Annotated in this window: 21 protein-coding genes and 1 other annotated feature; of the genes, 19 read left to right on the top strand and 2 right to left on the bottom strand. The window is 51.1% G+C overall.

Features of this window, described 5'->3' with window-relative positions; genetic code table 11:
- Position 1 precedes the first annotated feature (1 nt).
- Genes FQV30_RS10810 through pheA form a run of 4 tightly spaced genes read left to right on the top strand, consistent with a single transcriptional unit; the run spans position 2 to position 3,194 of the window.
- The gene (locus FQV30_RS10810; RefSeq protein WP_146500161.1) at positions 2-517 is read left to right on the top strand and encodes a Spo0B domain-containing protein; all 516 of its coding nucleotides are present in this window, start codon (positions 2-4) and stop codon (positions 515-517) included.
- Between the two features lies 1 nt (position 518).
- On the top strand, positions 519-1,808 hold the full coding sequence (gene obgE, locus FQV30_RS10805) for a GTPase ObgE (RefSeq protein ID WP_146500160.1): 1,290 nt from the start codon (positions 519-521) through the stop codon (positions 1,806-1,808).
- A 52-nt stretch (positions 1,809-1,860) separates the two neighbouring features.
- Positions 1,861-2,313, top strand: a complete 453-nt coding sequence (locus tag FQV30_RS10800; protein ID WP_146500159.1) for an ACT domain-containing protein — start codon at positions 1,861-1,863, stop codon at positions 2,311-2,313.
- 17 nt (positions 2,314-2,330) lie between these two features.
- Positions 2,331-3,194 carry a prephenate dehydratase gene (gene pheA, locus FQV30_RS10795; RefSeq protein ID WP_146500158.1) on the top strand — a complete coding sequence of 288 codons (864 nt, stop codon included), beginning with the start codon at positions 2,331-2,333 and terminating at the stop codon, positions 3,192-3,194.
- 45 nt (positions 3,195-3,239) lie between these two features.
- Here the strand turns inward: pheA and FQV30_RS10790 are convergent, their stop codons facing one another.
- Positions 3,240-3,773, bottom strand: a complete 534-nt coding sequence (locus FQV30_RS10790) for a transcription repressor NadR (RefSeq protein WP_146500157.1) — start codon at positions 3,771-3,773, stop codon at positions 3,240-3,242.
- Between the two features lie 125 nt (positions 3,774-3,898).
- Here FQV30_RS10790 and ruvA point away from each other — a divergent pair, with 125 nt between their 5' ends.
- The 14 genes from ruvA (at position 3,899) to dtd (ending at position 19,627) form a co-directional block, all read left to right on the top strand.
- A complete protein-coding gene (gene ruvA / locus FQV30_RS10785; protein WP_146500156.1) occupies positions 3,899-4,495 on the top strand; it encodes a Holliday junction branch migration protein RuvA in 597 nt (198 codons plus the stop codon).
- A gap of 18 nt (positions 4,496-4,513) precedes the next feature.
- Complete coding sequence (gene ruvB, locus FQV30_RS10780; RefSeq protein ID WP_146500155.1) at positions 4,514-5,512, top strand: Holliday junction branch migration DNA helicase RuvB; 999 nt, start codon at positions 4,514-4,516, stop codon at positions 5,510-5,512.
- A gap of 515 nt (positions 5,513-6,027) precedes the next feature.
- On the top strand, positions 6,028-7,098 hold the full coding sequence (gene queA, locus FQV30_RS10775; protein ID WP_146500154.1) for a tRNA preQ1(34) S-adenosylmethionine ribosyltransferase-isomerase QueA: 1,071 nt from the start codon (positions 6,028-6,030) through the stop codon (positions 7,096-7,098).
- Positions 7,076-8,218 carry a tRNA guanosine(34) transglycosylase Tgt gene (gene tgt / locus FQV30_RS10770; RefSeq protein WP_146500153.1) on the top strand — a complete coding sequence of 381 codons (1,143 nt, stop codon included), beginning with the start codon at positions 7,076-7,078 and terminating at the stop codon, positions 8,216-8,218. Before queA ends, tgt begins: the two co-directional genes overlap by 23 nt.
- A gap of 42 nt (positions 8,219-8,260) precedes the next feature.
- Positions 8,261-8,536 (top strand): preprotein translocase subunit YajC, encoded by a 276-nt coding sequence (gene yajC, locus FQV30_RS10765; RefSeq protein WP_146500152.1) that lies wholly within the window; start codon positions 8,261-8,263, stop codon positions 8,534-8,536.
- Positions 8,537-8,653: 117 nt separating this feature from the next.
- Positions 8,654-8,962 carry a post-transcriptional regulator gene (locus FQV30_RS10760; RefSeq protein WP_146500151.1) on the top strand — a complete coding sequence of 103 codons (309 nt, stop codon included), beginning with the start codon at positions 8,654-8,656 and terminating at the stop codon, positions 8,960-8,962.
- Between the two features lie 77 nt (positions 8,963-9,039).
- Entirely contained in the window at positions 9,040-11,313 is a 2,274-nt protein-coding gene (gene secDF / locus FQV30_RS10755; RefSeq protein WP_146500150.1) for a protein translocase subunit SecDF, read from the top strand.
- Between the two features lie 154 nt (positions 11,314-11,467).
- The gene (locus FQV30_RS10750; RefSeq protein WP_146500149.1) at positions 11,468-11,812 is read left to right on the top strand and encodes a LapA family protein; all 345 of its coding nucleotides are present in this window, start codon (positions 11,468-11,470) and stop codon (positions 11,810-11,812) included.
- Between the two features lie 83 nt (positions 11,813-11,895).
- Complete coding sequence (gene recJ, locus FQV30_RS10745) at positions 11,896-14,238, top strand: single-stranded-DNA-specific exonuclease RecJ (RefSeq protein ID WP_146500148.1); 2,343 nt, start codon at positions 11,896-11,898, stop codon at positions 14,236-14,238.
- Entirely contained in the window at positions 14,229-14,741 is a 513-nt protein-coding gene (locus tag FQV30_RS10740; RefSeq protein ID WP_146500147.1) for an adenine phosphoribosyltransferase, read from the top strand. The genes recJ and FQV30_RS10740 overlap by 10 nt, the downstream gene beginning before the upstream one ends.
- A gap of 88 nt (positions 14,742-14,829) precedes the next feature.
- Complete coding sequence (locus FQV30_RS10735) at positions 14,830-16,383, top strand: glycosyl hydrolase family 28-related protein (protein WP_146500146.1); 1,554 nt, start codon at positions 14,830-14,832, stop codon at positions 16,381-16,383.
- The gene (locus FQV30_RS10730) at positions 16,380-16,901 is read left to right on the top strand and encodes a type 1 glutamine amidotransferase domain-containing protein (RefSeq protein WP_146500145.1); all 522 of its coding nucleotides are present in this window, start codon (positions 16,380-16,382) and stop codon (positions 16,899-16,901) included. The genes FQV30_RS10735 and FQV30_RS10730 overlap by 4 nt, the downstream gene beginning before the upstream one ends.
- 83 nt (positions 16,902-16,984) lie before the next feature.
- Positions 16,985-19,177 carry a RelA/SpoT family protein gene (locus FQV30_RS10725; RefSeq protein ID WP_146500144.1) on the top strand — a complete coding sequence of 731 codons (2,193 nt, stop codon included), beginning with the start codon at positions 16,985-16,987 and terminating at the stop codon, positions 19,175-19,177.
- Between the two features lie 9 nt (positions 19,178-19,186).
- The gene (gene dtd, locus FQV30_RS10720; protein WP_146500143.1) at positions 19,187-19,627 is read left to right on the top strand and encodes a D-aminoacyl-tRNA deacylase; all 441 of its coding nucleotides are present in this window, start codon (positions 19,187-19,189) and stop codon (positions 19,625-19,627) included.
- Between the two features lie 94 nt (positions 19,628-19,721).
- Here dtd and FQV30_RS10715 read toward each other — a convergent pair whose 3' ends face one another.
- Positions 19,722-21,269: an N-acetylmuramoyl-L-alanine amidase family protein gene (locus tag FQV30_RS10715; protein WP_146500142.1), complete on the bottom strand. Its 1,548-nt coding sequence runs from the start codon at positions 21,267-21,269 to the stop codon at positions 19,722-19,724.
- A 101-nt stretch (positions 21,270-21,370) separates the two neighbouring features.
- Positions 21,371-21,612: a binding site (T-box leader), on the top strand.
- A gap of 54 nt (positions 21,613-21,666) precedes the next feature.
- Here FQV30_RS10715 and hisS point away from each other — a divergent pair.
- Positions 21,667-22,947 (top strand): histidine--tRNA ligase, encoded by a 1,281-nt coding sequence (gene hisS / locus FQV30_RS10710; protein WP_146500141.1) that lies wholly within the window; start codon positions 21,667-21,669, stop codon positions 22,945-22,947.

Genomic DNA, 22,947 nt, shown 5'->3' with positions numbered 1-22,947 from the left:
TATGGAAGATACGCTGACAATGGCACAATCGCTTCGGCATGCGCGCCATGATTTTTTGAACGAATTGCAACTGATAAAGATGAATTTGGATTTGGGCCGGATCGAACAGGCGCAGAAAATAATTCGTTCGCATGCTGAAGCGGCTGTGCATGCGAGCCGGTTGGCGGCGCTCAAATTGCCAAAAACGGAAGAATGGCTGCTTGTTTCCAAATGGCGTTTTCCCGAATTCCGGTTCCGGATAGAGTGCGAGGCGAAAAAAGCGCCCCACTCGCTGGATCTGGAGTTTACGGAAACATTGGAAGCGATTGTACAGGCGATAAAAAAGCGCATGGATCCATGGGAAGAATATGATTGCCGGATAGGAATCACTGCGGCAGCGTCCATGTTCACGATCGCTGTGGATGCGGCAGGAAATTGGGCGGATGCCGAGGCTCCGCCGTTTCAGGGGCTGCAGGTACGAAAAGAGTGCGCGGAAGGCAGAACGGTTTTTACTGTCAGCGCACAGATGGAGGGATAATATGTTTGTCGATCACGTAAAAGTTTATGTTAAAGGTGGAGACGGCGGAGATGGAATGGTTGCATTCCGCCGAGAAAAATATGTGCCGAACGGCGGCCCAGCCGGCGGCGACGGCGGTAAAGGCGGAGACATCGTCTTTATCGTGGAAGAAGGATTGCGGACGCTGATGGATTTCCGCTATAAGCGGATATTCAAGGCAGACCGTGGAACGCACGGCATGAGCAAAAACCAGCACGGCGCAAAAGCGCAGGACACGCTGATCAAAGTTCCGCCTGGCACGGTTGTAAAAGACGCGGATACAGGCGAAACAATTGCCGATTTGGTTGAACATGGCCAAACAGCTGTTATCGCGCGCGGCGGACGCGGCGGACGCGGAAATTCGCGTTTTGCTACACCGGCCAATCCGGCTCCGGAATTGTCCGAAAAAGGGGAACCGGGATTTGAACGCAATGTCATCCTGGAACTCAAAGTCTTGGCGGATGCCGGCCTTGTCGGATTCCCGAGCGTCGGCAAATCGACGCTCCTATCGGTTGTATCGGCTGCAAAACCGAAAATTGCCGAATACCACTTTACGACGATTGTTCCAAACCTGGGCATGGTCGAAACAGAAGACCAGCGCAGCTTTGTCATGGCTGACCTTCCGGGATTGATCGAAGGCGCGCATGAAGGCGTCGGGCTTGGCCACCAGTTCTTGCGCCATATCGAACGGACGCGCGTAATCGTCCATGTGATCGATATGTCGGGTATGGAAGGCCGCGACCCTTACGAAGATTATTTGACCATCAACGAAGAGTTGCAGCAATATAACATGCGTTTGACAGAGCGCCCGCAATTGATCGTGGCGAACAAAATGGATATGCCGGATGCAGAGGAGAATCTTGAAGAATTCCGCAAGAAATTGCCGGAAGACGCCCGTATTTTCCCGATTTCTGCACTGTCCCGCAAAGGCTTGAACAACTTGTTGTTCGCGATTGCGGATTTGCTGGAAGTCACACCGGAGTTCCCGTTGATCGACGAAGCGGACGAAGAATCGGAAAACGCGGTTCTTTACAAGCACGAAGCGGAAAGCGACGGCTATACGATCACGCGCGATTCGGATGGTTCGTTCGTCTTGAGCGGCTATGCGATCGAACGCCTCTTCAAGATGACCGACTTCTCGCGGGAAGATTCAATCCGGAGGTTTGCCCGCCAAATGCGCGGCATGGGAATTGATGATGCATTGCGGGAGCGTGGCGCCGAGAACGGCGATACGGTACGCTTGCTTGAATTCGAATTTGAATTTATGGACTGATCAGGCGTTCTGCCCGGTCAATGAAGTTTTACTTGATCTGGAGGTTGCGTGAATGAAGGATATCTCGGAACAACGGTATTATTTAGTGCGCGAAGACGTTTTGACGGAAGCGATGCAAAAGACGCTTGAAGTGAAAAAGCTGCTGCAGCGCGACCGCATGTCAATTTTGGATGCGGTCACCCAAGCCGGCCTTTCGCGCAGCGCTTTCTATAAATATCGGGATGCGGTGTTCCCATTCCATTCCATTGTAAAAGAACGGATATTGACCGTTTTTCTTCAATTGGAAGACCGGGCTGGGACACTTGCGACCCTCCTTCAGTCAGTTGCGGAAGCGCATTGCAATATTTTGACGATCCATCAGACGATCCCAATCCAAGGGCGCGCAAATGTGACGCTTTCTCTGGACGTGACGGCGATGGAAATAGACTTGGAGACGTTTTTGCAGCAACTGAAAAAGCTCGATTTTGTCGAATCGGCGGACGTTGTTTCAAGCGGTTCCTATTAATAAAAAGGCGGGATTGTATGGCAGAAAATTCAAGGCAACACCAGATTTCTTTCTTGGGACCAGAAGCGTCTTTTACGCATATGGCCGCTTTAAAAGTTTTTCCGGACGGCTCCTTGCTTCCTTTTACTACAATTCCTGAATGCATTGAAGCAGTGGCGGAAGGCCGTGTAGATTACGCGGTCGTCCCACTGGAAAATGCGTTGGAAGGTTCAGTGCCGCTGACAATCGATTATTTGTTCCACGAAGTGCAGCTGTTCGTGACGGCAGAAGTGCTGTCTCCGATCGAGCAGCATTTATTGGTGCATCCTGAAAACCGCTACGCGGATTCTTTTGAAGCGATTTATTCGCATCCGCATGCATTGGCGCAATGCCACAAGTTTTTGTTCTATACATATAAGACCACGCCGCTCGAGCAGTTCAGCTCGACATCGGCTGCGGCGAAAATGGTCAGTGAATTGCCGGAGCGCCCGATTGCGGCCATCGGCAACGAATTCTCGGCGGAAAAATACGGGCTCGATATTCTGCACCGGGACATCCATGATTTCCACTTCAACCATACGCGATTTTTCGTATTGTCGAGGGAAAACCACAAACTGGATGCGCGAGGGCATGATGAGCAGATCAAGACGACGCTGATGATTTCCTTGCCGGAAGACGACCGCTCAGGTGTGCTCCATCAAGTGCTGTCGGTTTTCTCGTGGCGCAAGCTGAACTTGAGCAAAATCGAGTCCCGCCCGCTGAAAACCGGTCTTGGCAACTACTTTTTCATCGTCGACGTACTGGAAGACGAGAACGCGGCAATGATGAAAGGCGCGTTCGAAGAACTCGCCGCAATCGGCTGCAGCGTAAAATCGCTCGGTTCGTATTATACGTACAAATAAAAACAAGCCCCTCGCGCTTCATGCCTGAGGGGCTTTTATATAGGCCTATTCCGTTTCTTCCAATAGAAATCCGTGCTCCCGCATCGAATCGAGTGCCCGGTCAAGTGCCTGGGCGTCTGGAGCGGTGATGGTATGGAGGTGGTAGCCGCCGGTCAGTTCGAGCAGATAGCTGGCGCCAGTGTCGCGGACGCGCTGCATAAAGCGCTCCACATCCTGCCGGCTGGACACATGGATGCCGGCCGTCAGTTCTCCGTAGACAGGATGCTCGACGGTCACATCTTTGACCGTAACGCCGGCGTCCACCAAAACCTGCAATTCGCGTTCAGCAGCTTCTTTCGTGTGCAGGCATGCAATGCTCCGGCTGATTTCTTCGGTGGAGCGGCCGCTCAAGTAAAGGTAGCCCTGGCTGGTCGCAATGATCGGTTCGCCTTTCGCTTTGAGCAGCGTCATGTCACTGACGATCACTTGGCGCGAGACGTTGGCAAATGCGGCAAGTTCACCTCCGGTCACTGGGTCATGCGATGTTTTAATTTTCTGTAACAAGGCCTGGCGGCGGTCTTCGCCGTATAATTTTTTCATGGAAAACCCTCGCTTAATCATCTGTTTGTTTTTATTTTACCATGAGGCTTTTGCTAACGGGTTTATTTCGTCTAATGCGAACAAATATGCTATAATCAATAGGTTGAATTGAAGGGGAGACTAAAATGTACGATTACATAAAAGGCACTGTCACACGTGTGACACCGGAATACTTGGTCGTCGAACAGCAAGGGATCGGCTGGCAGGTTTTTGCGCCGAATCCGTATTCGTTCGGTTCAGAAGAACTGCAAGTGTTCTTGCACCATCATGTGCGCGAAGACGCGCATCTGTTGTTCGGATTTCCGACGCTCGAGCAGCGGGAACTGTTCCGCAAGCTTATTTCGGTATCCGGCATCGGGCCGAAAGGGGCTTTGGCGATTTTAGCAAGCGGCCAGCCGCAGCATGTCATTGAAGCGATTGAACGGGAAGATGAGTCGTTTCTGGTGAAATTCCCTGGGGTCGGCAAAAAGACGGCGCGCCAGATGATTTTGGACTTGAAAGGCAAACTTGCCGATTTTTTCGGGGAGCCATTGGAGTCGGCGGAACCGCAAGGCTTGTTCTCGAATGACGATACGGAACTCGAAGAAGCGATGCTGGCGCTTGGGGCGCTCGGGTATTCCGAGCGTGAAATCGCCAAAGTGAAACCGAAACTGAAGGATTTGGATCTGGATACGGAAGGCTATATGAAAAAAGCGCTGCAGCTGCTGCTGAAACTAAACTGATGAAAGGAGGCGGACAGCATGGAAGAACGGGTTATCGGAGGCGAAATTTCCGAATTTGATGAACGCTTCGAGCAATCGCTGCGCCCACAATTTCTGTCCCAGTATATCGGGCAGCATAAAGTAAAACACAATTTGGAGATCTTCATCGAAGCGGCGAAAATGCGCGAGGAAAGCCTTGACCACGTATTGCTCTATGGGCCTCCCGGACTTGGTAAAACGACGCTTGCGGCGGTCATTGCCAATGAAATGGGCGTCAATGTCAAAATGACGAGCGGACCGGCGATCGAACGCCCTGGCGACTTGGCGGCAATCGTTTCTTCGCTTGAACCGGGGGACGTGTTGTTTATCGACGAAATCCACCGCCTGAACCGCTCGATCGAAGAAGTGCTGTATCCAGCCATGGAAGATTTCTGTTTGGATATTGTCGTGGGCAAAGGGCCGACCGCGCGATCTGTCCGCCTTGATTTGCCGCCATTCACGCTGATTGGCGCAACAACGCGGGCCGGGGCATTATCGGCACCGCTGCGCGACCGGTTCGGCGTCATGGCGCGCCTTGAGTATTATGACACGGAAGCGTTGACCGATATCGTAATCCGGAGCTCCCAGTTGTTCGAAGCGGATATCGACCCGAACGCGGCAGTGGAAATTGCGCGGCGTTCCCGTGGGACCCCGCGGATTGCCAACCGTTTGCTGAAGCGGGTCCGGGATTACGCACAAGTCCGCGGCACAGGCTCAATCACGCTGGATATGGCCAGCCAGGCGCTCGAAATGCTCCAAGTGGATCCGCTCGGCCTTGACCATGTCGACCATAAATTGTTGACCGGCATGATCCAAAGGTTCCGCGGCGGCCCGGTCGGCCTTGACACGATCGCTGCCAGCATCGGGGAAGAATCGACGACGATCGAAGATGTCTACGAACCGTACCTCCTGCAGATCGGCTTTATCCAGCGTACCCCGAGAGGCCGCGTCGTAACCGCAATCGCCTATGAGCACTTCAATTTGGAAGTGCCTGAGTGATATATGATTTTACTAATAAATTAATGAGTTTAAGAAGGGTTGAGGAAATCGCTACAGGCGGACGCTTTCCGCGGGGCATGGCTTGAGCCTCCTCCTGCGCTTTGCGCAGTCCGGGATCTCCAGCTCGCGCTGGTCCCGCTAAAAAACCGATGCTCCTGCATCGCTGCGCTGCTTCGTCGCAAACAAGTTGGTCGAATTCCATTCACACAACTTGCTCGCCGCCCTCCGCTCTTTCTTCTATAATTCTTCACTCCAGATATGGAGCAAATCAGCGAAGAAGACCGTACTGCTCCTGCAGCGCTCTGCGCTTCGTCGCAAAGCACCGGCCGAATGCCGTTCGGCCAGTGCTTGCCTGCGGGATAGCGGACAGCCGAGACCTGGCAGGAAGCGAAGCGACCGAGGAGGCTTGGCGCCCGCCCGCGGCAAGCGCAGCTGGCTTGCGCAATATCATTGATGTAATTGGACTTAACAACAAACAATTTAGAAATAAAGCCTAAAACAAAGGAAGAGTTAGAATGAACGTAAACGATTTTGATTTTGATTTACCGGAAGAGCTGATCGCACAAACGCCGCTTCTTGACCGGACATCGAGCCGCCTTCTTGTGATGGACAAGGAAACTGGCGCGGTTGCGCATCGTTATTTCCGGGATATTTTGGGCCATCTGCATGCCGGGGATGTGCTCGTATTGAACGATACGCGCGTCTTGCCGGCACGGCTGATGGGCGTAAAAGAAGATACAGGGGCGAATATCGAATTGCTCCTTTTAAAGCAGATTGAAGACGATGTGTGGGAGACGCTTGTCAAGCCCGCGAAAAAAGTGAAAGTGGGGACGGTCGTGTCATTCGGCGAAGGTTTGCTGCGTGCAGAATGCACAGCCATTCTGGACCACGGCGGCCGCCACTTTAGAATGATTTACGATGGCATTTTCTACGAGATATTGGATGCTCTTGGCGAAATGCCGCTGCCTCCTTACATCCGAGAAAAATTGGATGACCAGGACCGCTATCAGACCGTCTTTGCCAAAGAGCGGGGAAGTGCGGCAGCTCCCACAGCGGGCCTGCATTTCACGGAAGAACTGCTTGCTGAAATCCGCGCAAAAGGCGTCCAAATCGCTTTTATCACTTTGCATGTCGGCCTTGGGACATTCCGTCCGGTGAGCGTGGATTCGATTGAAGACCATGCCATGCACGCGGAATTCTACCGGATCACCCAGGAAACGGCGGATGTGATCAATGCAGCGAAACGGCGCGGCGGACGGATCATTTCAGTCGGCACGACATCGACACGGACGCTTGAATCCGTGGCGAACAAGTTTGGCGGGAAACTGAAGGAAGACAGCGGCTGGACCGATATCTTCATCTTCCCGGGCTATGAATTCAAAGCAGTCGACGGCTTGATCACCAATTTCCATTTGCCGAAATCGACGCTTGTCATGCTCGTCAGCGCATTATCGAACCGGGACAACATTTTAAATGCCTACAACGAAGCGATCAGCGAACAATACCGCTTTTTCAGTTTTGGAGATGCGATGTTTATCGAACCACAGAAAAAGGAGACTTCCCATGACACCAGCAGTAACGTATGAACATATTAAAACATGCAAACAGACAGGCGCGCGGCTCGGCATCGTCCATACTCCGCACGGCTCTTTTGAAACACCAGCTTTCATGCCGGTCGGAACGCAAGCGACCGTGAAAACCATGTCGCCGGAAGAATTGAAAGCGATGAACGCCGGCATCATTTTGAGCAACACTTACCATTTATGGCTGCGACCCGGAAACGATGTGATCAAGGAAGCGGGCGGCTTGCACAAATTCATGAACTGGGACCGTCCGATTTTGACGGATTCCGGTGGCTTCCAAGTATTCTCGCTGAGCGAATTCCGCAACATCAAAGAAGAAGGCGTCCATTTCCGCAATCATATGAACGGCGACAAACTGTTCTTGAGCCCGGAAAAAGCGATGCAGATCCAAAACGACTTGGGTTCGGATATCATGATGGCGTTTGACGAATGCCCGCCGTACCCGGCATCCCATGACTACATGAAATCTTCAGTGGAGCGCACGTCCCGCTGGGCAGAACGCTGCTTAGAGGCGCATGCCCGCCCGAACGACCAAGCATTGTTTGGCATCATCCAAGGAGGGGAATACGAAGACCTGCGCCAGCAAAGCGCGCGTGATCTGGTGTCGCTCGATTTTCCTGGATACGCAATCGGCGGCTTATCGGTCGGTGAACCGAAAGATGTCATGAACCGCGCCTTGGAATTCACGACGCCGCTATTGCCTTTTGACAAACCCCGTTATTTGATGGGCGTCGGGTCTCCGGACTCGCTGATCGACGGAGCAATCCGCGGCGTCGACATGTTCGACTGTGTCTTGCCGACCCGCATTGCGCGCAATGGCACGCTGATGACGAGCACGGGACGCTTGAATATCAAAAATGCCGCGTTCAAGCGCGACTTCGGACCGATCGACGAAAAATGTGATTGCTACACATGCACAAACTATACGCGTGCGTATGTCCACCACTTGATCCGTGCGGATGAAACGTTCGGAATTCGACTTACTAGTTATCATAACCTGCAATTTCTGTTAAACTTAATGGAGCAGGTGCGTCAAGCGATCCGCGAAGACCGCCTGGGAGATTTCCGCGAAGAATTTTTTGAAGCGTACGGGTTCAATCTGCCGAACGCGAAAAACTTCTAAGTATGAAAGAAATAGAGATAGCGAAAGGGGGAAAATGAACAAATGGATACAATAGTAGCGTTATCGCCTTTACTATTAATGTTCGTGTTAATGTGGTTTTTCATCATCCGTCCTGCCCAAAAACGCCAGAAACAAACAGCGCAAATGCAGTCTGGGATCAAACGTGGAGATCAGATCGTCACGATCGGCGGCCTTCACGGCCAGGTCGATGCAGTGGATGACACGACTGTTTACATCAAAGTTGCTGACGGCACTCGCCTTCAATTCGAACGCCAGGCAATTGCCCGCGTTGTAGAATCTGCAAAAACAGGTCTTTAAGAAAAAGTTCGCCTTCTTTCGGGAAGGTGATTTTTTTTGGAAAATTATAGGGACAGTATTCACCAATTTCCCTCTTTCGTCTACAATAGAGAAAGAATCGCCGAGAGGAGAAACACCATGTTGAAATATACAGATCAGTTTGATACCGTTTTGCCGGCTTTGGAAAGCAAAGTCGAGGAATTCCATTATTTTGGGTATGATACTTTTACTGCCGAAGATTTATGGCAATATTGCCTGAAGAAAAAATGGCGAAAAAAAGACATCGGCGAAATGCGCCTCCACGAAATGATCAACGGCATTATGGAAATGACCGCTTCTGACTTTGTTGCGTACCACCAAATAGAAGGGTTCAAAGGCGATAATTGGTTTTCAGGCGGGAAAAGCGAAGACCTTGAACAGCTATTGCGGCCAGCTTCGAAAAAATAAGAAGAATTTGACACTGCGCGGCAGCTGTCTCATAATGATAGTGCTGTGTTTTACAGACTGAGGGGGAAAGATTACATATGAAAGCAAGAGGTCGCATCATCGCCTTTTTTATCCTGGTCGTATTGCTGTTTGGACTGATTGGCACCACTGGAATGCCAATTGCAAAAGACATTAAATTGGGATTGGACCTTCAAGGCGGCTTTGAAGTGCTTTACGAAGTCGAAGCGCTTGAAGAAGGACAGGAAATCACGCAAGACGTATTGGCGGATACAACGGACGCATTGATGAACCGCATCAACGTGCTGGGAGTCAGCGAACCGGTCATCCAAATCGAAGGCGACAACCGCATCCGCGTTCAGCTTGCCGGTGTTGAAGATCAGGAATCCGCCCGGGAGCTGTTGTCGACAGAAGCGAATTTAACGTTCCGCGATGCCAATGACACCATCATGCTTGCCGGAAACGATTTGAAACAAGGCGGGGCACAGGCCACTTTCGGCCAGGACGGCCAGCCGATTGTCACGCTTGAATTGAACGATCCCGGCAAGTTTGCTGAAGTTACCGAGCAGATTGCCGCGATGCCGTCGCCAGATAACGTGCTTGTCATCTGGCTCGATTTTGAGGAAGGCGTCGATTCCTATCAGGAAGAGCGCTTGAAGCCGGATCCGAAGTTTGTTTCGGATCCGCAGGTATCGCAGCGCATCAATTCGCCATCGGTAGAGATTTCCGGTGCTTTCACACAGGATGAAACGCAGAACTTGGCGGGTATCTTGAACGCTGGAGCCTTGCCTGTCAGCTTGGAGGAAATCTACTCGACATCAGTCGGGGCGCAGTTCGGTGAACAAGCTTTGAATGAAACGGTGTTTGCTGCCGCGGTCGGTATCGGCCTGGTGCTGCTGTTCATGCTTGTCTACTACCGTTTGCCTGGCTTGATAGCAGCTGTCACTTTGTCAGTCTATGTCTATTTGATCCTTCTCGTATTCGAATGGATCGGCGGCGTGTTGACGCTGCCGGGAATCGCGGCGATCGTCCTCGGTGTCGGTATGGCGGTCGACGCCAATATCATCACGTACGAACGCATCCGGGAAGAAATGCGCGTCGGAAAATCGACGAAAGAATCTTTCCGTGCCGGGGCGGCTTCTTCGTTCTCTGCCATCCTTGATGCCAACGTCACCACAATGATTGCAGCCATCGTCTTGTTCATTTTCGGGACAAGCTCGGTAAAAGGGTTTGCGACGCTATTAATCATTTCAATCTTGGCCAGCTTTATCACCGCTGTCTGGGGTTCCCGGGTTTTGCTTGGGCTACTGGTCAACAGCGGTGTGCTTGACGGCAAATACGGCTTGTTCGGCTTGCGGAAATCGCTTGTCCACAAACCGGAAGAAAACCTGGAAATGCTGGATTTATCCACTCGTTTTGACCGTTTTGATTTTGCGGGGAACCGCAATAAATTCTTTGCGGCTTCAAGTGCACTGATCTTAGCGGGGATGATCGTTTTGGGGGTTTTCCAATTGAATCTTGGAATCGACTTCTCAAGCGGTACGCGTGTCGAAATCACTTCCGATTCGGCACTGACGCAAGAGCAAGTGGAAACGTTCTTGGAGGAAAATGGATTCCCTTCAGAAAACGTGGTCATTTCAGGAGATGCCTCGGATATCGGGGTTGCCCGCTATACGGAGGAATTCAGCCAGGAGCAGGTGAACGAACTGAAGACTTTGGCTTCTGAGGAGTTCAACGGCGCAAACATTTCAACGGTATCCGACACTGTGGGAAGAGAGCTTGCGAAAAATGCGATGCTGGCTTTGGCTTATGCGGCAATCGGCATTATCATCTACGTGGCCTTGCGCTTCGAATGGCGGATGGGCGTTGCATCAATCGTCGCATTGCTGCATGATGCATTCTTTATCGTAGCGGCATTCAGCTTGCTGCGCCTTGAAGTCGACATCACGTTTATCGCGGCTGTCCTGACGATTGTCGGTTATTCCATCAACGATACCATCGTCACATTCGACCGGATCCGTGAAAACTTGAAGCGCATGAAAAAAGTCGACTCGGAAGAGCAGCTTTCGCTTGTGGTCAACAAGTCGCTTCGCCAAACACTCGGCCGTTCGGTCAACACAGTCATGACCGTAGTGTTGGTTGTTGTCGCGCTCCTGATTTTCGGCGCCACTTCGATCACCAACTTTGCGCTCGCTTTATTGATCGGATTGATCGCAGGAACCTATTCTTCGATCTTCATCGCGGCCCAGCTATGGCTCGTATTGAAGAAACGCGAATTGAAGAAAAAAGGCCCGATCGACATCGAGAAAAAAGAACAGCAATCCAAGTGGGGTTCTGACGAGCCGGTCGTATAAAGAGAAACTTTGCTGGACATGGTTGGTCCATTCGGATTTTTAGGGCAGTCGGCCTTCGTACCTGTCAAAATGGGATAAGTTTATAGGGGAAATGGAACAGGGTATAGAGTAATGACCTTGTTCCATTTTTTTATTTTTGAAAGGAGGAATCTCCATGAAAATCCAATGGCTTATTCTGATCGGACTTGTATTTGCTGTTATTATCGCGCTGTTTGCTGTTGTGAACGTCGATCCGGTGCCGGTCAACTATATTTTCGGGTCTGCCGAGTGGCCGCTTATTCTAGTGATTCTGGCTTCCGCGCTCCTTGGCTTTTTGCTGAGCGGTGTGTTCGCGCTAGTCCGGACCTATTCCCTGCAGCGGAAAGTCAAAGCGCTCCAAAAAGAAATCGCTGTCAAAGAATCGCTGATCGCCACGCAGCAGAACGAAATCGCCGAGTACCAAAAGGCGGACGTTGTGCCCGAAGCGATGGTCGTCACCAATGAAACTGAACGCTTGTAAATTAAAACCTTTCGGACTATGGCCGAAAGGTTTTTGTCTGCGCATTTTTTCTGTATAATGGACGGGTAAGGAAGTGAAGAGCCATGATAGAATCGAAAAAACGATGGCGGCTGACAACACCGGACAACGGGTTGGTACAAGCCATTCAACAAGAATTATCCATTTCATCCGTATTGGCTAAAATATTAGTGACACGCGGCATCACCACTGCCGAAGAAGCGCGCAGCTTCATGAACATGGACGAAAGCGGAGTACATAATCCGTATTTGATGAAAGATATGGACATTGCGGTGGAGCGTATTCGCCGGGCCATCGAAGAAAACGAGAAAATAGTCGTCTACGGCGATTATGACGCTGATGGAGTTTCAAGCACAACGGTCATGCTTACGGTTTTGCAGGATTTGGGGGCAGACGTCTCATTCATGATTCCCAACCGTTTCAAGCATGGCTACGGGCCGAATAAAGAGCTTTTCAAAAAAGCATCCGAGGAAGGCGCCAAACTCCTTGTAACTGTCGACAATGGAATCTCGGGAATCGACGAAGTGGATTACGCAAACAGCCTGGGGCTCGATGTTATTATCAGCGACCACCACGATATCGGCGAAACGATGCCGAATGCTTTGGCGATCATCCATCCACGCCATCCTGAAGGCAATTACCCGTTCGGGGAATTGGCCGGAGTGGGCGTCGCTTTTAAAATGGCGCACGCTTTATATGAAGATCTGCCCGACCATTTGCTTGAAATGGTGGCAATCGGCACGATTGCGGATTTGGTGCCGCTCCACGATGAAAACCGCTTTCTGGTGAAAGAGGGATTGGCGGCGCTGCGGACTTCTCCGAGGGTTGCGATTGATGCACTTTGTGAAGTGTCGGGTGTCCAAAAGCGGGACATTACAGAAGAGACGATCGGTTTTATGTTCGGGCCTCGGATCAACGCCATAGGCCGGCTGCAAGACGCCGATCCTGCAGTCCGGCTGTTCATGACGGAAGAGGCAGCCGAAGCGCGCGATTTGGCCAGCAGCCTGGATCTTCTGAACAAAGAACGCCAAGCGATCGTCAAGCAAATTTCCGACGAAGCGACCGCGCAAGTCGACCAACAGCACCCTGAAGGGCCGCCGCGGGTCATCGTTGTAGCCCAGGAAGGCTGGAACCCCGGCGTTGTCGGGATTGTGGCTTCCAAACTGACAGAAAAATATTACCGGCCGTCGATTGTCTTGTGCCTGAATCCGGAAACCGGAAAAGCAAAAGGTTCGGCGCGCAGCATCGAAGGTTTCCATTTGTACAACGAACTGGCGGCAAACCGCGACATCCTGCCTCATTTCGGGGGGCATCCGATGGCGGCCGGCATGACGCTTGAAGCGGCGCATGTCGACGAGTTGCGCGAGAGGCTCAACAAACAAGCCGAAACTAGCCTTACAGAAGAAGACTTGCTTCCTGTTGTGGAAATCGACATTCCAGTCCGTTTGGATGAAATCGACATTGAGACCATCGAATCGATGCGCTATCTAGCGCCGTTTGGCATGGGCTTTTCCAAGCCGAAATTCTTCCTGGACGCCGTGAAGGTTTCATCGATACGGAAAATCGGAGCCGCCCAAAACCACTTGAAAATGGAGCTGGTCCAAAACGCGGCGACGCTTGATGCGGTCGGTTTCGGCATCGGTTCTGTCGGGGATGAACTGACGCCCGATGTCCAGATCGATGTGATCGGCGATCTGCAGATCAACGAATGGAACGGCCGCAAAAAGCCGCAGCTGCTGATTGAAGATGTCCGTACAGACCAATGGCAGCTGTTCGATATCCGCGGCATCCGGCAAGTCTCTCGCTGGTCAAAGCTCATTCCGGAAAAGGACCAAGTGTTTTTGGCATTCAAGCCGGAGACGGCGGCTGTTTTCAAATCGTTCATCAATGAACCCATCTACAGCAGCGAAACGATCGGAGCGCTGGATTCGCCAAAGCACCATCTTGTGCTGCTGGATCTGCCTGATAGTGAGGAGCAGCTTGCCCAGGTTTTGTCCGAATTAAGGCCAAAGCGGATCTACGCCCATTTTTATGCGAAAGACTCCCAATACTTCGAGCAGATTCCAACACGGGAGCAGTTTGCGTGGCTGTTTTCATTTATCAAAAAGCGCGGCTCATTCGATTTCAAAAAGCACTGCGACGAACTGGCAAAACATAAAGGCTGGACGCGGGAAGCGATATTTTTCATGCTTCAGGTGTTTTTTGAACTCGGTTTTGTTACACTTAACAATGGACTTACGGAGATTGCAAAAGCGCCAAGCAAACGCGATTTGTCGGAAGCGCCGATTTACAAGAAGCGTGAACAGCAAATTGCGCTCGAGCAAAAGCTCCTGTATGCGTCCTATAAAGATTTAAAAGAGTGGTTCGATACGAAACTATCGGCCAAGGAGGAAAAGATATGGATTTAAAGCAGTATGTAACAATAGTTGAAGATTGGCCAAAACCAGGCATCCGCTTCAAGGACATCACATCGCTGATGGACAATGGGACTGCCTATAAATACGCTACAGACCAAATCGTAGAGTATGCCAAAAAAGTGGACGCCGAAATCATTGTCGGCCCGGAAGCCCGCGGATTCATCATCGGCTGCCCGGTGGCTTATGCGCTTGAAATCGGTTTTGCGCCAGTGCGCAAGGAAGGCAAATTGCCGCGTGAAGTGATCCGTGCCGAATACGGCCTTGAATACGGAAAAGATGTCTTGACGATGCATAAAGACGCTATCAAACCCGGCCAGCGCGTGCTTATTACAGATGACTTGCTGGCGACAGGCGGAACAATCGGCGCTACCATCAATTTGGTTGAACAATTGGGCGGCGTTGTGGTTGGCTGTGCCTTTTTGATCGAATTAACATACTTGGATGGCCGCAAAAACTTGGACGGCTATGATGTAAATACATTGCTGAAATACTAAAATCTCTTCTTCGTCTTTCGGGGCGAAGGGGTTTTTTTATACAATGCAGGGTATGTAATAAAGAAACTAATGTGGAAGAGGTGGCCGAATGATTCAATTAGAAAAAAACCATGATCCATCAACAAACAAGCAACTGATCGATGAACTGTTGAAAAATCCGCTATCTATGGTTGAAACCATGCAAGAAACCGAAGCGTTTTTTGACGAGATCAAAATTGAGCCGATAGCGAACCCGGTGCTCGACCGGCCAAGATCTGTCGCTGAAAAAGCGTTGTCGTTCTATCGGATGCCGTATTCCATACCTGATCAGCATGGCTACAAGTGGGATTCCGACGGTATGGAGCTGTATCCTGAATGGAAAGGGACGCTCGACCGGGAATACGAGAACCTGGAACGGACCATCACCCGGTATGTGAATGTAGCGGATTTCGGCGCGGTCGGCGACGGCGAGACCGATTGCACCGCAGCATTCCAAAAAGCAATCGGAAAAGGCCGTGTGCATGTTTATGTACCGCCAGGCACCTACATAGTGAAATTTATCGAACTGCCTTCCTGGACGCGCCTAGCCGGTGCAGGCAAAGGCGAGACTACGTTGAAACTCCACTGGGATACTCCAAAGCGGCGCAGGCTCATAACAAACTCCAATTACCTGATGGGCAACCGCAACATCTCAGTTGAGGATTTAAGTATGGACTGGAATGTCCACCGCCTGGAAAGTCTGGAGAAAACCGGTTTTGGCGGCAACTTTTCGAGCTGCCTGGTATTTGCCCAAGTCACTTATGGATGGGTGAAAAATGTGGAAGGCATCAATCCAGGACTGCATTGCTTCGATATTACATCCCCTTTATACAACTATTCAGGCGATGGGTTCCGCGCGCGTGGAGGAAGCCGCTATATTTGGCTTGACCGCGTAACGGGTTATGGATTCGGCGACGATGGCGTAACAACCCACCACAGTGATTACATCTTCGTTTCAAACTCCTTTTTCTGGGATCCAAGCGGCGCCGCCCATGACAGAGGAGTGGCCAATTCCAATGGCCTGGAAATTGACGACGGCTCCCGCCACGTCTGGCTTGTAAACAATGCGACCGCAAGATGCTTCGGGGGCATCGAAATAAAAGCGCATGGTTCGTCGTCTGCTGCATCCGGCGTCCACATCTCGGGCCATTTGTCACTCAATGACAACCGGGCTTATAATTTCCGCCATATCGGCCATCATAAGATGACCGACCCGGAGTCCGTGTCGGCGTACAACATTACGGCCGAGCGCATTATCGCAATCGCACCGGTATTCTCCGATCTTTACTGGGTATCGACGCCGCGTGCTTTGGTCGTTTCAGGCTACCGCAACGTGGTCATAAACCGCTTTTTGTTTGCGGGGGATCCGGAATACGATTATCAAGGAAATCCGGCTGTGACGATTCAATTCCGGGCCAATCATGTCTCATTGAATAACGGCGTTGTAAAAGGCTTTAAGACAGCCAAATCGGATATCCTGGTATCCGGCGGCGACAATGGCGCCCATCACGTGCACGTCCGGAACATCGAAAGCATCGACTCGTCGGCCGAAGCCCTGTCGGTGGGAGAGGAATGCCTTGACGTGGTCGTAGAAAACGTTTCGCAAAAGGAGGTTTCATCATGAAATTGACAGGCAAGAAAGTCCTCAGTTTTGTCCATCATGAATTTGAAGATTTGGAACTGTGGTATCCGATCTTAAGGCTGCGGGAAGAAGGGGCTACAGTCCATCTTGCGGGAGAAGAAGCGAATACAAAATATATCGGCAAGTACGGAGTTCCTGCTGAATCCGATTTTGCCTGCAGCGATATCACGCCGGAGCAATACGATGCAATCCTTGTTCCTGGCGGCTGGGCACCGGACAAAATCCGCAGGTTCCCGGAAGTTTTGAACATCGTCCAGCAAATGGACGAAAAGAAAAAGCCGATCGGCCAAATTTGCCATGCCGGCTGGGTACTCATTTCTGCCGGTATTTTAAAGGGTAGAAAAGTGACCAGCACACCTGGCATCAAAGATGATATGGTGAATGCAGGGGCGGAGTGGTTCGATGAACCGGTAATTGTCGATGGCAACCTCGTTTCAAGCCAGCGGCCGCCGGATCTGCCGGATTATATGCGGGAATTCATTAAAGTGATGGAAAAATAATAACAAAGCTTTACTTTTCGCTTGCTTGTTTTTTATAATATAAAGATATACTTTCTGAAAAACTAGAAGCAAGGTGGGCAATTATGGCCAAAGATCAAGTTAGGACAGCTGAAGACGTATTCCAGATGGTTGCCTCTTATATGAATGCTGATCATGTTGAAATGATTAAACGGGCGTACCAAGTTGCGCTCGAAGCCCATGAAGGGCAGTTCCGGAAATCGGGCGAACCTTATATTGTGCATCCTGTGCAAGTGGCGGGCATCCTGGCGGATCTGCAAATGGACCCTGCAACTGTTGCTGCGGGTTTTTTGCATGACGTTGTGGAAGATACAACCGTCAGCCGTGAAGACATTGTCCGCGACTTTAACGAAGAAGTGGCGCTTTTGGTGGACGGCGTCACAAAATTGAGCAAGATCAAATACATGTCAAAAGAAGAACAGCAGGCGGAAAATCACCGAAAAATGTTTGTGGCGATGGCCCAGGATATCCGTGTCATATTGATCAAACTGGCGGACCGGCTGCACAACCTTCGCACGCTGAAATACCAATCGGTGGAAAAGCAGCGCATCAAAGCGAACGAAACGCTGGAAATCTTTGCGCCGATTGCACACCGTTTAGGGATCAATACGATAAAGTGGGAGCTTGAAGATACGGCTCTCCGCTACTTGAATCCCCAGCAATATTACCGCATCGTCAATTTGATGAAGAAAAAGCGGACCGAACGGGAAGAATACTTGAACAAAGTGATGGATGAAATCCGCAATCAATTGAAAGATGTCGATATCAAGGCAGAGCTCTTCGGGCGTCCGAAACATATTTACAGCATCTACCGTAAAATGGTTCTGCAAAACAAGCAATTCAATGAAATATACGATCTGTTGGCTGTGCGCGTTACGGTCGAAACCGTCAAAGATTGCTATGCGGTGCTTGGCATCATCCATTCCACGTGGAAACCTATGCCCGGGCGGTTCAAGGATTATATCGCTATGCCAAAGCAAAACTTGTACCAGTCGCTGCATACAACGGTCATCGGGCCGCAAGGCGATCCGCTGGAAGTCCAAATCCGGACGGAAGAAATGCACCGCATCGCTGAATACGGGGTGGCGGCTCACTGGGCCTATAAAGAAGGCAAGGCAACCGAACGGCCGAAAAGTTCCGTGGATTCCCGCCTGACTTGGTTCCGGGAAATTCTGGATTTCCAAAACGAATCGGACAATGCGGAAGAATTCATGGAATCGCTGAAGTACGATCTGTTTTCCGACATGGTCTATGTTTTTTCGCCAAAAGGCGATGTGATTGAAATGCCGGCCGGATCTTGCCCGATCGATTTTGCTTACCGGGTGCATTCCGAAATCGGCAACAAAACCATTGGCGCAAAAGTGAACGGGAAAATGGTTCCGCTTGATACTGAGCTGGTCACTGGGGATATTGTCGAAATACTGACCTCCAAGCAATCTGTCGGCCCAAGCCGCGATTGGCTGAAAATCGCTAAATCGACTCAGACGAAAAACAAAATCAAGCAATTCTTCAAAAAGCAATTGCGCGTCGACAACGTGCAAAAGGGCCGGGAATTGATCGAAAAAGAAATAAAAGCGCAGGAATTTCCTGTCAAAGATGTACTGACCAATGAAAACATCAAACGCGTCTGCGATAAGTTCAATTTCACAGGGGAAGATGACATGTACGCAGCGGTCGGCTTTAACGGCATCACCGCCCAGCAAGTGGTCAACCGCCTGGCTGAGAAACTGCGAAAAAAAAGGGAACAGGAAGAAGCGCTCGAGAAAATCACAGTAGAGATGAAAGCTGCCAACCCTAAAAAACGGACCGAATCGGGCGTTATTGTCAGAGGCATCGACAATGTCATGATCCGCTTGTCAAGGTGCTGCAATCCGGTGCCTGGCGACAGCATCATCGGATTCATCACCAAAGGGCGCGGGGTTTCGGTCCACCGGGGCGATTGCCCGAATGTCCAGTCGAACGAAACGGACCGGCTCATCCCGGTAGAGTGGGAAATTACGGAGACAATGGAAAACAAATCTTATCAGATTGATATTGAAGTCCAGGCATATGACCGTACCGGCCTGATCAATGAAGTCATGCATATGGTCAGCGAGACGAAGACGACAATTACTGCGGTAAGCGGCCGTGCCGATAACGACAAAATCGCGACCATCAATTTGACGATCATGATTCCGCATATTTCTTATTTGAACCGGGTGGTCGAAAGGATCAAGCAGCTTCCGGATGTCTATTCGGTGACGCGCGTGACCAACTAAGGAGGAGCTATGCGGGTAATTTTACAGCGTTCCAAACAAGCTTCCGTCAAAGTCGAAGGGACTGTCACGGGGGCGATTGAATCCGGCTATGTCCTGCTTGTCGGCATTACCCATGAGGATACCGCCGATGATGCAAAATACGTGGCCGGAAAGATTGCCCAGATGAGGCTCTTTGAAGATGAAGAAGGAAAAATGAATCATTCTGTCTTAGAAGCGGGCGGGGATATTTTATCGATCTCCCAGTTCACCTTATACGGCGATGTGAAAAGAGGGCGCCGGCCAAGCTTTACCTCGGCCGCCCGCCCGGAAATTGCCGAACCGCTCTGGCATGCTTTCAACGATGCATTGCGCGACAATGGCTTGAAGGTCGAAACCGGCGTGTTCGGCGCCATGATGGACGTTGAACTCGTCAATGACGGACCCGTTACCATTCTGGTTGAATCCAAATGAAAACCGGCCCAGGGAATCATTTCCTGGGCCGGTTTTGCTTTATCGAAAATAAACCCATAAAAAAACGGCATGGATGCTTTCCATGCCGTTTTTACTATTGCCCAAGCTGGGCGTCGAAATAATTGATGATGCCGGTGTACAAGCCAAGCGCCGCCTGGTCGCGGAATTGGCTGGTCGAGACAATCCGCTCTTCGTTGAAATTGCTCAAATAGCCCAGTTCAACAAGTACCGCCGGCTGCCGGTTCTCCCGCAGCACCAAGTAATTGCCGCTGCGCGCGCCCCGGTTGTTGAGCGGCAGTTTTCCTTCGAGGCCGGCATTGATGGATTCGCCGAGCTGCTGCTGGTAGCCGTGCATGAAATAAGTCGTAAAGCCCTGGACCCTGTTGTCGGCGACCGCGTCGTAATGGATGCTGATGAAAGCATCTGCTGCAGCTTGATAGCCGTGAGATACACGTTGGCGCAAATCGACAAAAACATCCGACTGGCGGGTCATGACGACTTCGGCACCGGCTGAACGGAGGTAGTGCGACAGAGCTTCCGCTGTTTTAAGCGTCAAATCTTTCTCGATCGTGCCGCGCACTCCGACGGTACCGCCGTCGCGGCCGCCGTGCCCCGGATCAAGGACGATTGTGACACCATTCAATGTTCCGGCTTTCCGGTCCGCCTCCTTTTTCTGGGAGGTTTGTTGTGCTGCAGTTTCGCCGTTTGTCACGACCCAAGTTGCGATAAAGGCCTCTTGGCCGCCCGGCAAAGCAACTTTATACCAATCGCCCTGCTTCTCGATTACCCCCAATTGATCGCCTGCATTGGCCCGGCTGACAACACCGGAAGCGGTGGAAGGCTCCGAGCGCAAGTTGGTGCCGTCAGTCAGTATCGTCACCGTTTCGGTGGCTGCGGAAGCCGCAGTTTTGGCAGACTGGTCGGAAAGGTGGCCGTAGAAGGCGTATACCCAGCCTGTTGTATCATCCGACAAGCGGATCTGCACCCAATTGCCTTGAAGCGACTGGACTGCGTAAATTTCGCCCTGGTGGACCGTCGCGATTTTATCCGAACTAAGATCCGCTTTTTTGCGGACATTCAAAGTGCTGACTGCAATCTCGAAAGACGATACATCTTTTGCCGCCGGGGCGGGATTTTCAGAACTGGTTTTTGTGGCGCTTATGTATTGTTTGGAAACAAAGCCGCGCGTATTGCGGAATTCCACTTCAACCCAGTCGCCGGTTTCACGGATCACTTCCGCTTGGTCGCCGGCTTTCATCTGCGTCAGGACCGATGCCGATAGGCTGGGCTGCGAGCGGACATTCAGACGGTCAACGGTAGATACGGCTTTCTGTGCCGCCGTATTGCCGGTTGCCGCCGAAGTCAGCCAGGAAGCGACCCATCCGGTTGTCTCGCCAGCCTGTATTTTCAGCCAGTCGCCTTCCTGGCCGATAACGTCCACTTTGTCGCCTTTAGCCAGCGAGCCTGCAACGCTGTACGACAAGCCGGGACCGGACCGGACATTGACGGTGGATGCGCTGATCTGGGTGCCTCCGGTTTCCGCAACAGCCGTTTGGCCGCCGAATATCGGCAAGCAGTTGGCTGTCAATAAAAAAATAAAATAAAAGCAGTAAGCCACTTGCGGTTCATTATGCACCTCCATATGTAATCATGAATTCATGATATCAAAAAAAACCGCGCATTTGTGAAAAAGGTTGACAAGTTTTGCGAGAATAATTAAGATTAACTTTATTATCTTTATATATTTTGCTGATGACGAAGAAAGTAGTCACATGATAGGCTGAAAAGAGAGGGAAAGTCCTAGGCTGCAAACTTTCCTGCAGAGATCGGTGATGAATAACACTTACGAGGCTTTTTTCTGAACGACGGCGTCTGCCGTTTATTAGGAAAAGACGGAACCGGCCGTTATCCGGAATGAGAGGGTGCATATTTGTGCATCAACTAGGGTGGAACCGCGGAAGCTGATACAGGCTCTCGTCCCTTGCGTTACAGCAAGGGGCGGGAGCTTTTTTGTATGGAAAATTAGAGGAGTGAAGACAATGAACATTCAAGCACCACGCGGCACGTATGACGTTTTGCCGGACCAATCCGCCAAATGGCAGGAAGTTGAACAGAAAATCATCGAACTTTGCCGGCTCTATCAGTATAAGGAAATCCGGACCCCGATTTTTGAACACACTGAATTGTTCCAGCGCGGTGTGGGTGATACGACAGACATCGTCCAAAAAGAAATGTACACATTCCAGGACCGCGGCGACCGCAGCTTGACGCTGCGCCCGGAAGGCACAGCGTCAGTTGTCCGCGCGTTCGTGGAAAATAAATTGTTCGGCTTGCCCGACCAGCCGGTGAAGCTTTTCTACACGGGCCCGATGTTCCGCTATGAACGCCCGCAAGCTGGCCGCATGCGCCAATTTGTCCAATTCGGTGTGGAGGCGATCGGCTCTAAAGATCCGGCAATTGATGCGGAAGTTATAGCGCTTGCAATGGACGTTTACCGTTCGGTCGGCCTGAAAAGCCTTCGCCTCGTTATCAATTCACTTGGCGATACAGAGAGCCGCATTGCGCACAAAGAAGCGTTGATCGCGCACTTTGCGCCGCGCATCGGCGAATTTTGCGGCGACTGCCAAACACGCCTGGAAAAGAATCCGTTGCGCATCCTGGACTGTAAAGTGGACCGCAACCACCCGTTGATGGCAACAGCGCCGTCGCTGGCAGATTATTTGAACGAAGAATCACGCCAATATTTCGAAGGCGTCAAAGGATACCTGGAAACTTTGAATATCGATTATGTTGTCGACCCGAATCTGGTCCGCGGCCTGGACTACTACAATCACACCGCCTTTGAAATCATGAGCGACGCAGAAGGGTTTGGCGCCATTACGACGCTTGCCGGAGGCGGACGCTACAATGGTTTGGTGGAGGATCTTGGCGGACCGGAAGCACCGGGAATCGGCTTTGCGATGAGCATCGAGCGGCTGCTCCTGGCTCTTGAAATGGAGAAAGTCGAAATCGGCCAGTCCCGAAACCTTGAGGCCTATGTGGTCGCGATGGACGAATCGACCAAGAAAAAAGCGTTCAGCGTTGTTAGGGAACTGCGCGAAAGCGGCATTTCGGCGGATATGGATTTTGGCGGCCGCAAGTTGAAGGCGCAAATGAAATCAGCCGACCGCAAAAAAGCGGCATACGTCATCGTCATCGGCGAGAACGAAATCGCTAACGGCAAAGCTGCAGTCAAAGAAATGGCAAGCGGCGAACAACAGGACGTTGCATTTGATCAGTTAACAGAAATCATTTTGAAGAAGAAATCACTGGGGGAATAA

Source organism: Planomicrobium sp. CPCC 101110, assembly GCF_007859395.1.
Lineage (GTDB): Bacteria > Bacillota > Bacilli > Bacillales_A > Planococcaceae > Planococcus.
This window is presented reverse-complemented; position numbering and strand designations above follow the sequence as displayed.

Bases quoted from the DNA above. Each gene is read 5' to 3' on its own strand.
- recJ (WP_146500148.1), top strand. From the start codon at position 11,896: ATGATAGAATCGAAAAAACGATGGCGGCTGACAACACCGGACAACGGG.
- hisS (WP_146500141.1), top strand. From the start codon at position 21,667: ATGAACATTCAAGCACCACGCGGCACGTATGACGTTTTGCCGGACCAA.
- secDF (WP_146500150.1), top strand. From the start codon at position 9,040: ATGAAAGCAAGAGGTCGCATCATCGCCTTTTTTATCCTGGTCGTATTG.
- FQV30_RS10760 (WP_146500151.1), top strand. From the start codon at position 8,654: ATGTTGAAATATACAGATCAGTTTGATACCGTTTTGCCGGCTTTGGAA.
- FQV30_RS10810 (WP_146500161.1), top strand. From the start codon at position 2: ATGGAAGATACGCTGACAATGGCACAATCGCTTCGGCATGCGCGCCAT.
- FQV30_RS10740 (WP_146500147.1), top strand. From the start codon at position 14,229: ATGGATTTAAAGCAGTATGTAACAATAGTTGAAGATTGGCCAAAACCA.
- FQV30_RS10735 (WP_146500146.1), top strand. From the start codon at position 14,830: ATGATTCAATTAGAAAAAAACCATGATCCATCAACAAACAAGCAACTG.
- FQV30_RS10715 (WP_146500142.1), bottom strand. From the start codon at position 21,269: ATGGAGGTGCATAATGAACCGCAAGTGGCTTACTGCTTTTATTTTATT.
- tgt (WP_146500153.1), top strand. From the start codon at position 7,076: ATGACACCAGCAGTAACGTATGAACATATTAAAACATGCAAACAGACA.
- dtd (WP_146500143.1), top strand. From the start codon at position 19,187: ATGCGGGTAATTTTACAGCGTTCCAAACAAGCTTCCGTCAAAGTCGAA.
- yajC (WP_146500152.1), top strand. From the start codon at position 8,261: ATGGATACAATAGTAGCGTTATCGCCTTTACTATTAATGTTCGTGTTA.
- FQV30_RS10790 (WP_146500157.1), bottom strand. From the start codon at position 3,773: ATGAAAAAATTATACGGCGAAGACCGCCGCCAGGCCTTGTTACAGAAA.
- ruvA (WP_146500156.1), top strand. From the start codon at position 3,899: ATGTACGATTACATAAAAGGCACTGTCACACGTGTGACACCGGAATAC.
- FQV30_RS10725 (WP_146500144.1), top strand. From the start codon at position 16,985: ATGGCCAAAGATCAAGTTAGGACAGCTGAAGACGTATTCCAGATGGTT.
- FQV30_RS10730 (WP_146500145.1), top strand. From the start codon at position 16,380: ATGAAATTGACAGGCAAGAAAGTCCTCAGTTTTGTCCATCATGAATTT.
- queA (WP_146500154.1), top strand. From the start codon at position 6,028: ATGAACGTAAACGATTTTGATTTTGATTTACCGGAAGAGCTGATCGCA.
- FQV30_RS10800 (WP_146500159.1), top strand. From the start codon at position 1,861: ATGAAGGATATCTCGGAACAACGGTATTATTTAGTGCGCGAAGACGTT.
- ruvB (WP_146500155.1), top strand. From the start codon at position 4,514: ATGGAAGAACGGGTTATCGGAGGCGAAATTTCCGAATTTGATGAACGC.
- pheA (WP_146500158.1), top strand. From the start codon at position 2,331: ATGGCAGAAAATTCAAGGCAACACCAGATTTCTTTCTTGGGACCAGAA.
- obgE (WP_146500160.1), top strand. From the start codon at position 519: ATGTTTGTCGATCACGTAAAAGTTTATGTTAAAGGTGGAGACGGCGGA.
- FQV30_RS10750 (WP_146500149.1), top strand. From the start codon at position 11,468: ATGAAAATCCAATGGCTTATTCTGATCGGACTTGTATTTGCTGTTATT.